The following is a 14,229-nucleotide window of genomic DNA, read 5'->3' on the forward strand; positions in this document are numbered from 1 at the left end:
GCCCCCTAATGACGTTCTGTTGGCAGGCGAGCTGCCTTGTTGACATCAAACCACCAGCTATCAAAGCCGAGCGAATAAGTGGGTCTGTCTGCGGGCATCGAGAACTTATCCCAATAAGCAAAGCGAGCGTGATTGGAATACCACATCGGGATCATCAAGTAGTTCCAGGTCAACACGCGATCCAGAGCGCGGCCCAGAGATAACAGCGCTTCTGGCTGTTCCTGATGTTTAATAATCTGTTCAATCAATTGGTCGATCGCCGGATCTTTAATACCTGAAGCGTTATAACTGGAATCAATATAAGCCGAGCTCCACAAGATTTGCAGATTCGGGCTAGGGTAAGGGAAAGCCGTATAAACCGTGGGGATCATATCGTAATCCCGGCTGCGCAGGCGGTTAACAAACTGAGAACTATCCACTTCACGGATATTCATCGTTATGCCCAAACGCTGCAAATTATGCTTAAACGGTTGAACATATTGGAAATTACTGCCGCTGAGCAACAACAACTCAAAGACAAAAGGTTTACCAGTTTTACGGTTCACTAATTGCTGATTTTTGATTTCCCAGCCCGCTTCACTCAATAATTCCCGCGCTTTTAATAGATTATCGCGTGCATTACCGCTGCCGTCAGTGTGTGGCGGCTGGTAAATTTGAGTGAATACTTCCGGTGGAATTTTGCCTTTTAGCGGTGCCAGCCAGGCTAATTCAGCGCTGTCAGGATAACCTTTAGCCGCATATTCCGTGTTCTGGAAGAAGCTATTAGTGCGTTGATAACTGTCGAAATAAAATGCTTTATTCATCCAGTCAAAATCAAATGCCAATGTCAGTGCTTCACGAACTCGCCGGTCGCTAAAAATAGGGCGCTGGACATTAAACGCCAGCCAGCGGGTATTTTGAGCCGAATTATCAAGGATATCTTGTTTCACTATATAGTTTTTCGCAAAGTTACCGCCCACATATTGGGTAGCCCAACTCTTGGGCGAAGTTTCTTCACGGAAATCAAAAGCACCGGCTTTAAAAGCTTCCAATGCGACTTTATCGTCTAAATAATAATCATAACGGATGGTGTCAAAATTATATTGCCCGCGATTGACTGGCAAGTTGGCTGCCCAGTAGTCTTTGACTCGCTCATAGGTAATAAATTGGCCCATCTTATATTTACCAATACGATAGGGGCCACTGCTGACCGGCGGCTGACTCAGTGGGTCACTGAGTTTATGATCTTTCCAGAAATGCTCTGGCATTACAGGTAAACCAAATAGTCCCAGCATCTTATCTTTATTGGGTTCCGGGAATTCAAAACGCACGGTCAGGCGCGAAATGGCTTTTACCTGTACGCCCTTATAAACGATACGAAATTGCGGCACACCTTCGGTCATGAATTTATTGAAAGTGAATGCCACATCTTGGGCGGTAATGGGCTTGCCATCATGAAAACGGGCGCGAGGATTGATATCAACTTCAATCCAGTGAAAGTCGGGAGCAAAACGCGCTGACTCGGCAATTAATGGGTAATAGCTACCAATTTCATCGTCTGAGGTACTAAACAGCGAATCATATAGACGCTCAGTGCGAACAGCCGGGTTGCCACGCAGTGCATAGCGGTTGAAGTTATCAAAGGTGCCAATTGCAGAGAGCGTGATATCTCCGCCTTTAGGGGCCGCTGGATTGACATAATCAAAATGGCTAAAATCTGATGAGTACTTAGGTTCGCCCAATATGGCAAAAGAGCTACCTTCTTTAATAGTTTCAGCTTGCAGACCAAAACTCAGGGCTGATAGCGCCAAGGCAGCAAATAGGCGTAACAACATATTGGTAGTGATCTCCTGCTGTTATTTGCGTAGTAATAATCTCAAATGAAATTACCAGTTTACAAGGGTAAAGCAAACATTAAGCCAATGAGTTTTTGTTACGAAGTTTTTTTATGACAAAACTTGACCAGATCCTCAACAGATAGCGGCTTGCTGAGTAGGTATCCTTGTAGGTAGTTGACCCCATGTTGCGCTAAATACTGGAGTTGTTGTTCGGTTTCAACACCTTCTGCGACGGTTTCAATATTGAGTTTGTTCGCCAACATTAATACAGCATCTAATACCGGTGCAGCGACAGTATTAATACCGATAGTACTGACAAAACCACGATCGATTTTAATAAAGTCTAATGTAAAACGTTCTAAATAAATCAGTGCACTGTGCCCGGTACCAAAATCATCAACAGCGATTTGTATCCCCTGAGAACGCAACCAGGCAAATTGCTCAATTGCCAATTCTTCTTCAACCATGCCCCGTTCGGTAATCTCGAATACTGGTGAGAATACATCGGTATTTAATTGTTGTAACATCTGAGTGACATCTTTGCGGAAGTTATCATCAGTAAGGTGAACAGGTGAAATATTAAAGGCTAATTTAACTCCAGCTGGAACATGAGCTGCCATTAATTTGCTGTCTTTTATGATTAATTCAAATAAATGCCGGGTAAGAGGCTGAATCAGATGTTGAGCTTCCGCATAGGGAATGAAAAGATCAGGGGAAATACGTCCTTCAATAGGATGCTGCCAACGGATAAGTGCTTCTAATCCAGAAATGGAACGGTCATCTGACCGAAATGCGGGCTGGTATTCAACAAAGAACTCGCCACGCCGAATACCACGTAAGATTTCAGCTTCTGCACTTTGGCTGGCAATTAAAATATAATAAGCCAGAATGCCAACTAAGCCTGCAAGTAACAACCCGCCCAACAAAGTCATACGGATATCATCTGCGGTCAGGCTGGTATGATAAATCAATATTTTAATTGGGTAGCCGGGGAGCTGGATCTCACGTGCATCGCGAGTTGGTAGCTGGCTGATAGGAATGACTTTAGCGTCAAAGGTGGTAACCGCCAGTTCATCAATAATGATAGCTAAGCCGTTGACCTGGTTATTCGAATAATTCAGCAATAGGTAGGGATGTAAAGTCAGTTCTAGTGTTGCCAATACGCCGGTATTTCCGCGGCCCGCTTCGCGTAACCATACACCTATTGCCGGTTTGCCTGGCATCATCGGTGTACCTTGCTGAATTTTAAAATCTAATGGCTGAGAGACATTAATTTTAGGGTATAGCGCGCTGACAGGTACATTCATTTCGCCCGTGGCCGAAGAACAATAAGCGATATCATTCCGCACCAATAAGAAAGCACGAACACCATTCGTAAATGCGGCGCGGTAGTGCAGCGCAGAACTGGCCTGTTCACAATTTTTTGCACTCAGTGGGATAAGCTGAGACATCGACGTTGTGAGTTCACTCAGGAACTGAGACGAGTAGGAGATAATATGGTCACTTTGCAATGTTAATTTACGCTCACTACTGCGATAAAGTAATGACAGCGTAATAACAGCAAAAAGAATAAAGAAACAGAGCGCGAGGATGACACTTTTTTTAACGAGATGACGTCTGGATAAAATATTGCGGGAGAACGCACTGTTTGAACCCATGTTACGCCGCTCCTCAGCAAGATCGATAAAGTATTATGAGTATAAGTAAGTTAGCAGCACAGCGCTACCGATTTGCTAGGGAGCAATATTGACATTAATAAGCTTATCGATTTGAAATTCAATCCAATATAAAGCAAAGATGCCATGTAAATGCATCAAATATGCGGTGTAAGTGAACTTAATTTCTATTGGCGTATTTTAGAAATACATATCCATAAAACAAATTTTCAGCTTAGTAACGCAATCTACTTTATTCTAGAAAGAATAATCGGTGGTTGATATGTCTTAGTGCCAGAAAACTCTTGGTTTAGCGGGGCGAATTTTACACAGAAAATTCTTGAATTACGTGTCTTGATCAAAAAAAGGACGTTTCCTACAAGGAGTGGGTAGAGGGACTACAAAAACTATATTTTGGCAATAAAATGATTTCGGCAATAAAAAACGCTGCCGAGGCAGCGTTTCATCGTTTCGTTTGGTATCTCGGACAACAGGAATAAAAATCAGTTAGCTGCGCGAACCGCTACTTAGCACTCGTCGCCCATCACGATAACGCTTATTCCAATAATCTTCATTTAGGCTCGATATTGTCACACCGACGCTGGTCGATGCATGTACAAACTTATCGTTACCTAAATAGATACCAACGTGGCGGCCTGTCGATCCTGCTCGGAACAGTACCAAATCACCGGGACGCAACTTAGTACGTTGGATTTTTTTGCCAAGATCCTGCTGCTCAGATGTTGAGCGTGGCAAATCCATACCAAATTGTTCACGGAAAGTCGTTTGTACAAACGCAGAACAATCAATACCACGTTTGCTGCTACCGCCTAAACGATAACGAACACCTTTCCACCCTGCATACTGTTCTAAAATCTTCGACTTGACGTCAACGTTGCGCACCATTGCTTCGAATTCATCCTGAGAGGCTTGCAGTAAAAGCCCATCTTTGTCATTAACTGCACGCATCTCAGTTTGCGTATTATGTAAGTTCGAAGTCTGTGGTGAACTACACGCGGATAACATTACCGCTGCTGCAACTGCAGGAATGACCCGCAGAATATATCTCATAATAGGTTGAGACTTGACCATTGTTGTTGTTTTCCCTTGCTGTCCTTACGACGGATGTCGCTACCAAAATGCCAAACGAATCGAGATTATTGATTGTGGTCAGATGAGACAATCACTTAACCAAATAAATGTGCAGGAACGCACAATATAAATCAGGATAAGGGTGAAATGCCGGTATCCGAGCACAAACGTTTTTGAGATTACCGTAATGATTAATAAAAGGCGAGAGCTTTTATACCCATAATTTTACAAAATGTTAATGTTACATAATGTAATATTATATATTAAAAGCGGATAGCTGAATTTGTAGCCGTTTGGTGATAATAAATGAGTGAAAGCGTTAATTTTAGATTGAGCAAAAAACAGCCTTTTTTGCTCAATCATAAAGCAGAATGCGGGTTACCGACTTTTTGAGCCCGGCAGATTTCGGTTAATGACATCAATGATTTTGTCACTGAGCGGTGTCATTAATACCCAACTCATTCCCACCAAAACAATTGAGAGCGAGCCGACGGCAATATCAGTAAGCCAATGTGCGCCAATCATTATTCGTGGCATGGAAAAGAGAACCACGATTAGCAGGGCGATAGCAAAGGCACCTCGGGAAAAATAGCGCAGCATAAAACAGGCAAAAATCATCAGCATCATACCGTGGTCGCCGGGGAAGCTATCGCTTGATGCATCTTTGGTCGGAATGCCGGTTAATTCACTGACGCGGTTAATATTTTCAAAGGTCAGAGTTGGACTGGGATGTGAAACGGGCAGTAAGTGACCGAGTTGGTTGAGGATAACTGCTGTTAGCAGCATAACAAATCCCGTGACGATCAACCGACGTCGACCTGCGGTGGTCTCTTTCATATAGAAGTACAAATAAAGCAGCCCCATGCAAATCAGGGAAATAACATCAAAGGCCCGATTGTTGGTGATCGCTACCAAATGCAGAAATGGGGGGCTGGACAGCAAATGTTGGTTAAAATAGAAGAATACTGCTGAATCTATTTTAAACCAAAAACCGTGGTTTGCTGGAATATACCAAGAGAAAAACAGGGCTATTCCAAGTAAATTGAGCAGTAGTATTGTCGGCAAATTACGACGGGTCATGCGATGGCCTTTAATCTATAAATTGTCAGTGTAACAACGGTGCAGTAAATAAATTTGGGCGCATTATACTCCTTTGCGTAGTCGAGTCCCGAGTAATTCATGCTGTAATGAATTCCAGTCAGGGTCAGTTGTGCTAATGAGTTCAATCCGGCTATCAAGTGGGGGAACCTGGCGAGTTTCAATTTTCAAGTCATGCCCTTGGCGGTTAACCACCAGAGTGCCCTCAGGAATGCGCATCACGCCTTTTATACGTTCTACCGGATTTAATCGTACCCACTCCAATAATGGTACTGTGTCAAATACGGTATCGGCATTAAATACCCAACCACAACTCAGATAACCTTGACCTTGATTAAGGGCGCGACGCCAAGGTTCGTTACCTTTCAAGCTTAATGCAGCTAACCCTTTTTGCCGTGTTGAGCTGTGATGATGTGCGCCGTCGGGTAATTCATCATTATTACTGTGCGGTATATCCAGCAGAGCAATATCAATCTTCCCTTGTTTAGCATAATAGAGTGGGCGTGATACTGGCTGCTCTTCATGCCATTGCTTTAATACCGCATAATCCATCTCGCTATAGGCATCTTGTTTATTTGCCACGAGAACATCGGCTGCGGCCAATTGGTCTCGAAAATTTTCATTCTCGGTATAGCGAGGCTCACTTAACTGGCGTGCATCCAACAGTGTTAGAGTGGCATGCAGCGAGATCCACGGTTGATAAATATCCGAGGTTAATAAAGACAGAATCTGTTTTGGATGTCCCAACCCCGTTGGTTCAATCAGTAACCGATCTGGTTTTGCTTGTTGTAACAACATATTCAAGCCGACTTGCATGGGTAATCCATTGACACAACACATGCAGCCACCGGGTATTTCTTTTAATACCGCACCACTATCAGCCAATAGCGCTCCATCAATACCGATCTCGCCGAATTCATTGACCAGAACCGCCCATTTTTCATGTTCCGGTTTTTGCGACAATAAATGGCGAATGGTGGTGGTTTTGCCACATCCCAAAAAGCCGGTAATCAAGTTTGTTTTTGTCATCAGAAGTCTCCGATATTAATTTTTTTTAATGCCCTATTAAGTTTAAGGCCATTGGTGCCGTAGTTATATGTAGAGGATATAACACTGAGTCGGCTTATTTTGAAACGGAAAAAGCCAAAACACAGAGTATTTCCTAGGGGACTTAGGAACGGCGCCTAATGGTTATATCAAGATAGGAAATATAATTTGTCTCATCGAGGGATTTTAGTGAGTTATTGAAAGAGTAGCGCTATAAAAAATGCTCTATCATTTCCATTGCTCAGCCTGGAATCCTCTATCTTTAAAATGACAGTTATGAGAGTCGAGGTAGTTATGAGCAAATATCGGATGCAGATTATATTAGCAATATTGTTTTCATGGACAATATCTTTTGCCGCAAGTAGCGCACAGTCTACCTTGTCGGTGAGTGGAACAATTACATTTTCCGGAGCTATTGTAGAAAGCCCATGTGATACCTCATTTTCTGATCAAACGATAACAACCCGCTGTTATCGCAATGGTGAAACACTGACTCAACGACAAACACTCTCGCGTAATATGTCTCTAACTTCTCGGTTACCCAATCAGTTGGCGTCTTCAAATCTGGAATGGTTGAATCCGCAACGTAGTTTGGGAATTTTGACCGTTACTTACCTCTAATGCTACAAACTCAATTAATCATCCTATAAACACGGCTTATTACACTGATAAGCCGTGTTAGTTTTTCGGATGTTTTCTTCTTCATTGAAATTGTTTGACCGCAATGAAATAGTTTGACCACATGATATACTGATCGTTATTCAGACACCCTTTGGTCAGGCCAATTTAGCGTTTTTAATGCTAATACCTGATGCAGGAAATAAGGTTATGCGGTTATATCAGGAAGTCGGCAGTCAGCTGCGAGAAGCAATTATCAGTGGGCAATACAATTTAGGTGATCGTTTACCACCTGAGCGTGATATTGCCGAAAACTTCAGCGTCAGCCGCAGTGTGGTACGTGAAGCATTGATTATGCTGGAGCTGGAAAAATTAGTGGAAGTGCGCAAGGGCTCTGGCGTCTATGTGGTGAATGTTCCCGATAGGCTCGTAAATGGGGAGTCTGTCGTGTCTGCCGACAGTGGCTATGGCCCATTTGAGCTATTGCAGGCTCGCCAATTACTGGAAAGTGAAGTCGCTGCTTTTGCTGCTATGCAAGCGACTAAAGCAGACATCATCAAAATGCGTCAGGCCATTGAGCAGGAAAAAAACGCTTTAGATGCTGGTGCTGTGGATGAAAGTGCAGATGAGCTGTTTCACTGCTTGCTGGCCCAATCGACGCAAAATAGTGTATTGGCAAATATGGTTGCAGAGGCATGGCAGGCGAGAAAAACCAGCGCCATGTGGCAGGGGGCGCACAGTCATACCCTTGATTTCAGTTACCGTTGGCAATGGATGGAAGATCACCAAAAAATCCTGCAAGCGGTGCTACGCCGGGATAGCAAAGCAGCCAAGCAAGCCATGTGGCAGCATTTGGAAAATGTAAAATTGAAATTGCTTGAAATCTCGGATGCTAACCATCCCGATTTTGATGGTTATTTGTTTGAGTCTGCGCCATATCAACTCGAAGAGTAATTTACCCTGCGGCCTTGAAGCTACAGGGGTGTTGGCTGCGATCACTGTTCTGATTGGATTTAATGAGCCTCATTCTTGAGGCTCATCCTGTTAGCTCACTAAATTAATCCTGCTGAGCTAAACGTTTTACCGTTTCTTTCGCGCCAAACTGCTGAAGGCTGAGATAAGCTTCTGTTATAGCTTGAACAAATTCGGATTGTTGTGGCAAGGATTCACCAAACAGTGATTTTAATGACAATAAACTCTGTACTCTGGCAACCCCATCTTCGCTATTCTCAACGCAGGCTTTAAAGCTATCCACCATTGGGTCACGAATATCAATAGGTTGCCCGTTATCATCTACACCGCTCACATAACGCATCCAACCCGCGATACCCAATGCCAGGCAACGATATGGGCCGCCATTTTGTAAATGCCAACGCACTGAATCCAGCATCCGTTGTGGCAATTTCTGGCTACCGTCCATAGCGATTTGCCAGGTGCGGTGTTTCAATGATGGATTGCTATAACGCTCAATCAACTGGTCAGCATAAGCATTCAGATCAATACCGGTGACGCGCAATGTTGGAGCTTGTTCTGCCATCATCAGACGACGCGCAGTCAGTCGATAATTTTCGTCTGCCATGCAGTCATTAATATGCTGATAACCGGCCAGATACCCCAAATAGGAGAGGTAAGAATGGCTACCGTTCAACATGCGCAACTTCATTTCTTCAAATGGCAAGACATCATCAACTAACTGTACCCCAGCGACTTGCCAGTCAGGGCGACCTGCTACAAATTTGTCTTCAACCACCCATTGAATAAACGGTTCACAGGCAATACCGCAAGCATCGGCCACACCTAACGTATCGGCTATTTCTTGTAATGTTTCTGGGGTAGCAGCCGGAACAATGCGATCGACCATGGTATTAGGGAAAGTGACATTCTGTTCTATCCAGCTTGCCAACTCTGGGTCGCGGGCTGTTGCCAGACCAAGTACCGCGTTTTTCACCACATGGCCATTTTCTGGAATGTTATCGCATGACAGCACAGTAAACGGCGGCAGTCCGCGCAAGCGCCGTAATCGCAGCGCTTCAACCAGAATACCAGGGGCGGAAGTGGGAGCATCAGGGATAGCGAGATCGGCGCGGACAAATTCATTTTGCAGATCCAGTTGGCCGGTACCCGGCTCAATGCAATAACCTTTCTCCGTAATAGTCAGCGACACGATCGCCACTTGTGGTTCGGCCAATTTTTCTAGCACCTGCATAACGCCGTCTAAGCGGGCATGCACCGATTCACATACCGAGCCAACGACAATGGCTTGATTGCTTTGCGCGCCTTTTTCCAATACGGAGAAGAGGTGGTCTTGTTGGCGCAAGTTTTGAATCAAGACATCAGCACCAAACAAGCTGACTTCACAGATTCCCCAGTCGCCTCCCTGTTTATTTAATACCCTGTCAGTCAATAGCGCCTGATGAGCGCGGTGAAATGCGCCAAAACCGATGTGAACAATGCGGCTTTTCAGTGCAGTTCTATCATAAGCAGGCTGCTGTACGGTGTCGGGAAGGCGGCTGTTGGCAATAGTGTTCATTCGTGGCTCCAGAATCATTCACCCCATGGATATAACAAAGGGGATTGCGATAAAAGGTGTTAGATAAAAAGTTGTTAGACCAGTTTCGTTTGGCTTCTATAGGAAAAAGCCACACCATACTGACCGTTTTCTTTTGCTTGTTGCCATACAATAACGGCTTGCAGTGTAAAGCCATATGACAGAAAATAAAATTGGTAAGTCCAATATTGATTATATTCGTGAAGTGGATCAACCAATGAGGTTTTGCTTTTTGACACGCAGCGCTTAAAGAGTAAGGATAAAGCTGAGTGATACCTCTTGGAAATCGGTATAACAACATTGTCCGTATAAAAACATTGTCGGTATAAAAGCATTCGTGGGATAACCGCATTAGTCGGTATAACAAAATTGTATGCACCTGAACAGTTTACGTAGAAGGTAAAAATAAATGGAACAAACATGGCGTTGGTATGGCCCAAATGATCCGGTGTCGTTAGATGATGTCCGTCAGGCTGGTGCGACCGGAGTAGTGACTGCATTACACCATATCCCGAATGGTCAAGTCTGGCCGGTGAGTGAAATCAAACAGCGTCAGGCTGAAATTGCGGCTAAAGGGTTGGTATGGTCGGTGGTGGAAAGTGTACCGATTCATGAGGAAATAAAAACTCATAGCGGTAATTACGATCAACATATTGAAAACTATCAACAAACTCTGCGTAACCTTGCCGAATGCGGCATTGATATCGTGTGCTATAACTTCATGCCGATATTGGACTGGACACGTACCGATCTGGAATATCAATTGCCGGATGGTTCCAAGGCACTGCGCTTTGACCAGATAGCCTTTGCTGCTTTCGAGCTGCATATCCTGAAACGCCCCGGCGCGGAGAAGGATTACACCGCTGAAGAGCAAGCACAGGCGAAAGCTTACTTTGACGCGATGACCGAGGCTGATATTGCTAAGTTGACAGGCAATATCATTGCGGGTCTACCCGGCGCTGAAGAGGGTTATACGCTGGATCAATTCCGTGCGCGCTTAGCCGAGTATGATGGCATCGATAAAGCGCAACTACGTGAAAATATGGCATATTTCCTGCGTGCGATTATACCGGTTGCTGAACAGGTCGGTCTGCGTATGGCGGTTCACCCGGATGATCCACCGCGCCCAATTCTTGGTCTGCCGCGTATTGTTTCCACCATTGAAGATATGCAGTGGCTAAAAGAGACCGTTGACAGCATCCATAATGGTTTCACTATGTGTACCGGCTCTTATGGTGTCCGTGCAGATAATGACTTGGTGAAGATGATCGAGACTTTTGGCGATCGTATTCACTTCACTCATTTGCGTTCGACTTGCCGCGAAGGGAACCCAAAAACCTTCCATGAAGGCGGTCACCTGCAAGGTGATGTTGATATGTACTCAGTGGTTAAAGCCATTTTAACTGAAGAGCAACGTCGCCAGGCCGCGGGAGATAGGCGTCCAATTCCGATGCGGCCAGACCATGGCCACCAAATGCTGGATGATTTACATAAGAAAACCAATCCGGGCTATTCCGCAATTGGTCGGCTGAAAGGGTTGGCAGAAGTTCGCGGAGTTGAGTTGGCGCTTAAGCGCGCATTCTTCCCTGAGCTTAAATAGCCCTTCATCTTTCAAACTGCAGGTGTGTTGGCTGCTCTCAATAACCCGAATCACTTACTTATGTAAGCTCATCGGGATTATCTCGCTTGCCGCCTTCCTGCATCTTGAAATCTATAGGGCATAGTTTGGGTATAAAATAGTTAAGGGCCGGTATTCCGGCCCTTAATAATTTGAAAGATGAAGGGTATTAGTCTGCACGGCCCATATAGCGGCGCTCTGCAATATGAATACGGATTTTCTCGCCAGGGCTGATATATTCTGGTACCTGAATAGATAAACCGGTACTCATTACTGCCGGTTTGTTACGGGCACTGGCTGATGCACCTTTAATGCTCGGCGCGGTTTCAACAATTTCCATATCAACAGTCTGTGGCAATTCTAACGCCAGCAATTGACCATCCATTGTCAGAACTTGCATCCCTGGCATCCCACCTTCAGGAATAAACAACAGTTCTTCTTCAATCTGCTCTTTTTTGAAGTTGTATGGGGTGAAATCTTCGTCATCCATAAAGACATATTCGTCGCCATCGATATAAGAGAAATTCACACTGCGGCGAGTCAAAGTGATGGTGTCGAGGATTTCATCTCCTTTAAAACGCTCTTCAACTTTTAAACCGGTACGCACATCAGAAAAACGCATTTTATATAAAGTGCTCGCACCACGGGCACTTGGGCTTTGCACGTCGATATCTTTCACCAGCAGTAATTTGCCGTTGAGGTTGACCGCCATACCGCGTTTTATTTCGTTAGCTCTTGCCATTTATTAACCGCCAATCAGGATTGAAGATAAGTTGCGACAAGTTACTCGTGCCGCGTGATTCAGGCAAGGAGATAGCGCAAAAAAGAGTAAGATTTTCGTGACAGAATCGGCCTTATGCATACACCGGCAACAGACCCATTAATGCTGCAATATGAGCCACAGCATTGATCAGGCCAAACAGGATAATAAAGCCAATCATAAAGCGCCCACCCGGTGCGCGATAACTTGCTTGTGGGAAGCGTTTACGACTAGCGCGCGCCATCAATGCCGGGACAATAACCGCCCAAATGGTGGCGGCTAAACCAGCAAAACCAATGGCGTAAATAAAACCATTCGGGAACAGCAGCGCCCCGACAGTAGGTGGAACAAAAGTGATGAGTGCTGATTTGGTACGCCCGCCGCGGTCATCGGTGAATTTAAAGAAATCAGCAATAAAGTCGAACAAACCAAGGGATACCCCAAGGAATGAGCTGGCCAATGCCATATAAGAGAAGGCGTTTAGCAGTTGGCTGGTGGCTTGACTGGCAGAGACGGTATCCATCTGTTTCAGCAGGCTACCAATGTTACCGCCATCAGCAATAACTTGTTTGAATGCATCCCGGGCTATATTGCCCTGAATGGCATACTGCCACAGGATATAAATGACCAACGCTATCAACGTGCCGTATAGCAAGCTGCGCACCACCGCTTTACCATCTTTATGGTAGTACTTCACCAACCCCGGCACATTACCGTGGTAGCCAAAGGAGGTCAGTAAGTAGGGTAGTGCGGCTAATGCATAGGGTAAATAACTGGCATTGCTATCAGTCTGATTGAACAAAACCGCGCTTTCCACATGGCTAAACATATCACCGACAGACATGACGAATGTAATGACCATTCCGCCGATCAATATGGTGCTTAAGCGATCAACGGCGCGGGTGGATAACCAGACAATAAATGCCACCAAAACGGCAAAGATAAAGCCTGCTCCGGTTTGACCAATGCCAACGGTGTTTTCCAGCGTATGGGTAATAATTGAGCCGCCGGCTGAAATATAGGCGTAGGTCAGAATATAAAGAACAAAAGTGATAGATACACCATTAATGGAGCACCACACCTTACCCAGCAGGTCCTGCACCATGGTGTGGAAACTGGCTCCGCTCGGATAGTTCAGATTGGCTTCCAGAATCATCAAACCGGAAATCAGCATGCAGGCCCACGTATAAATCAGCAGCATAACCGAGCCGCTGAACCATACTCCCGCCGTTACGATGGGTATTGAGAACATCCCTGCCCCCACAGCGGTACCGGCGACTATCATTGCGCCACCGAGGACGGAGGGGCGTAAGAGTGGTTTGACTAAACCCATCGACATTTAATTTTGCTCCGTTATTTGGGGAATTTATTCTTTTTGGTTCTTACGTACTAGCTCAATGATACATGGCGGCGGTGGAGCTGTAAACAGATGAATATGCTTATACGGATTGTTTGGTCAGTGGTTAGTTTTGATTCGGTGTTCGGTTGCAATTGAATATCGCCTGAATAAGCACTTTTTAGGTTAAAAAGTAAACTGAAAATGATCGAGTTAGGTGGTGAAGCTGTGTGCTGGATCGGTTATTGAGCTGTTGAGCAAGGATAGTGCTGGTAGTTAACGAGGGGGGTTGCTATTGTCCGCTGTTATTCCACCAGCCTACAGGAGCCTGCTGATGGACTGTCGCTCAGATTGCGGTGCCTGCTGTATTGCTCCTTCAATTTCCAGCCCGATCCCCGGTATGCCATTCGGCAAGCCCGCCAATACCCGTTGCCTGCATTTGGATGACAATATGCGCTGCGGTATTTTCCATTTGCCATCTCGCCCGGCAGTATGTGCCAGCCTGCAAGCATTGCCGGAAATGTGTTTTGATACGCGCGAAAAGGCGCTGGTGTATTTGATTAAACTGGAAGCGGATACTGCGCCTTAATCGATGACTGGCTCGGCGAGAAAGCACGGTGAGCCAAGGGTTTACCGCACC

General features: G+C 45.2%; 12 protein-coding genes. 4 read left to right on the plus strand and 8 right to left on the minus strand.

Annotated features, from left to right (window positions below; all coding sequences use genetic code 11):
• Positions 1-5: 5 nt before the first annotated feature.
• The 5 genes from QSV56_RS01270 to QSV56_RS01290 form a co-directional block, all read right to left on the minus strand.
• Positions 6-1,814, minus strand: coding sequence for an extracellular solute-binding protein (locus tag QSV56_RS01270; RefSeq protein ID WP_046694826.1), 1,809 nt, complete (start codon positions 1,812-1,814; stop codon positions 6-8).
• Positions 1,815-1,912: 98 nt separating this feature from the next.
• A complete protein-coding gene (locus tag QSV56_RS01275) occupies positions 1,913-3,475 on the minus strand; it encodes a cyclic di-GMP phosphodiesterase (protein WP_019083496.1) in 1,563 nt (520 codons plus the stop codon).
• Positions 3,476-3,979: 504 nt separating this feature from the next.
• Positions 3,980-4,564 carry a bifunctional murein DD-endopeptidase/murein LD-carboxypeptidase gene (gene mepS / locus QSV56_RS01280; RefSeq protein ID WP_005161836.1) on the minus strand — a complete coding sequence of 195 codons (585 nt, stop codon included), beginning with the start codon at positions 4,562-4,564 and terminating at the stop codon, positions 3,980-3,982.
• 378 nt (positions 4,565-4,942) lie between these two features.
• Entirely contained in the window at positions 4,943-5,644 is a 702-nt protein-coding gene (locus QSV56_RS01285) for a phosphatase PAP2 family protein (RefSeq protein ID WP_046694827.1), read from the minus strand.
• A 63-nt stretch (positions 5,645-5,707) separates the two neighbouring features.
• On the minus strand, positions 5,708-6,691 hold the full coding sequence (locus QSV56_RS01290; protein ID WP_046050662.1) for a GTP-binding protein: 984 nt from the start codon (positions 6,689-6,691) through the stop codon (positions 5,708-5,710).
• Between the two features lie 312 nt (positions 6,692-7,003).
• Here QSV56_RS01290 and QSV56_RS21915 point away from each other — a divergent pair, with 312 nt between their 5' ends.
• Positions 7,004-7,330 carry a hypothetical protein gene (locus QSV56_RS21915; protein ID WP_005171415.1) on the plus strand — a complete coding sequence of 109 codons (327 nt, stop codon included), beginning with the start codon at positions 7,004-7,006 and terminating at the stop codon, positions 7,328-7,330.
• Positions 7,331-7,537: 207 nt separating this feature from the next.
• Complete coding sequence (locus tag QSV56_RS01295; RefSeq protein ID WP_019079947.1) at positions 7,538-8,281, plus strand: GntR family transcriptional regulator; 744 nt, start codon at positions 7,538-7,540, stop codon at positions 8,279-8,281.
• 103 nt (positions 8,282-8,384) lie between these two features.
• Here QSV56_RS01295 and QSV56_RS01300 read toward each other — a convergent pair whose 3' ends face one another.
• Entirely contained in the window at positions 8,385-9,857 is a 1,473-nt protein-coding gene (locus QSV56_RS01300) for a mannitol dehydrogenase family protein (protein ID WP_046694828.1), read from the minus strand.
• A 427-nt stretch (positions 9,858-10,284) separates the two neighbouring features.
• Between QSV56_RS01300 and uxuA the strand changes: the two genes are divergently transcribed.
• Entirely contained in the window at positions 10,285-11,475 is a 1,191-nt protein-coding gene (gene uxuA, locus QSV56_RS01305) for a mannonate dehydratase (protein ID WP_019083491.1), read from the plus strand.
• Between the two features lie 187 nt (positions 11,476-11,662).
• On the opposite strand, the gene yeiP is transcribed toward uxuA, so the two are convergent.
• Together yeiP and mtr are read right to left on the minus strand one after the other, a co-directional pair.
• Positions 11,663-12,235: an elongation factor P-like protein YeiP gene (gene yeiP / locus QSV56_RS01310; protein ID WP_004389501.1), complete on the minus strand. Its 573-nt coding sequence runs from the start codon at positions 12,233-12,235 to the stop codon at positions 11,663-11,665.
• A 112-nt stretch (positions 12,236-12,347) separates the two neighbouring features.
• Positions 12,348-13,592, minus strand: a complete 1,245-nt coding sequence (gene mtr / locus QSV56_RS01315; protein WP_046050664.1) for a tryptophan permease — start codon at positions 13,590-13,592, stop codon at positions 12,348-12,350.
• 331 nt (positions 13,593-13,923) lie between these two features.
• Here mtr and QSV56_RS01320 point away from each other — a divergent pair, with 331 nt between their 5' ends.
• Positions 13,924-14,178, plus strand: a complete 255-nt coding sequence (locus QSV56_RS01320) for a YkgJ family cysteine cluster protein (RefSeq protein WP_005171402.1) — start codon at positions 13,924-13,926, stop codon at positions 14,176-14,178.
• The last annotated feature ends 51 nt before the right edge of the window (positions 14,179-14,229 follow it).

It is taken from the genome of Yersinia sp. 22-579, from assembly GCF_030433455.1.
GTDB lineage: Bacteria > Pseudomonadota > Gammaproteobacteria > Enterobacterales > Enterobacteriaceae > Yersinia > Yersinia enterocolitica.

Bases quoted from the DNA above. Each gene is read 5' to 3' on its own strand.
- QSV56_RS01270 (WP_046694826.1), bottom strand. From the start codon at position 1,814: ATGTTGTTACGCCTATTTGCTGCCTTGGCGCTATCAGCCCTGAGTTTT.
- QSV56_RS01275 (WP_019083496.1), bottom strand. From the start codon at position 3,475: ATGGGTTCAAACAGTGCGTTCTCCCGCAATATTTTATCCAGACGTCAT.
- mepS (WP_005161836.1), bottom strand. From the start codon at position 4,564: ATGGTCAAGTCTCAACCTATTATGAGATATATTCTGCGGGTCATTCCT.
- QSV56_RS01285 (WP_046694827.1), bottom strand. From the start codon at position 5,644: ATGACCCGTCGTAATTTGCCGACAATACTACTGCTCAATTTACTTGGA.
- QSV56_RS01290 (WP_046050662.1), bottom strand. From the start codon at position 6,691: ATGACAAAAACAAACTTGATTACCGGCTTTTTGGGATGTGGCAAAACC.
- QSV56_RS21915 (WP_005171415.1), top strand. From the start codon at position 7,004: ATGAGCAAATATCGGATGCAGATTATATTAGCAATATTGTTTTCATGG.
- QSV56_RS01295 (WP_019079947.1), top strand. From the start codon at position 7,538: ATGCGGTTATATCAGGAAGTCGGCAGTCAGCTGCGAGAAGCAATTATC.
- QSV56_RS01300 (WP_046694828.1), bottom strand. From the start codon at position 9,857: ATGAACACTATTGCCAACAGCCGCCTTCCCGACACCGTACAGCAGCCT.
- uxuA (WP_019083491.1), top strand. From the start codon at position 10,285: ATGGAACAAACATGGCGTTGGTATGGCCCAAATGATCCGGTGTCGTTA.
- yeiP (WP_004389501.1), bottom strand. From the start codon at position 12,235: ATGGCAAGAGCTAACGAAATAAAACGCGGTATGGCGGTCAACCTCAAC.
- mtr (WP_046050664.1), bottom strand. From the start codon at position 13,592: ATGTCGATGGGTTTAGTCAAACCACTCTTACGCCCCTCCGTCCTCGGT.
- QSV56_RS01320 (WP_005171402.1), top strand. From the start codon at position 13,924: ATGGACTGTCGCTCAGATTGCGGTGCCTGCTGTATTGCTCCTTCAATT.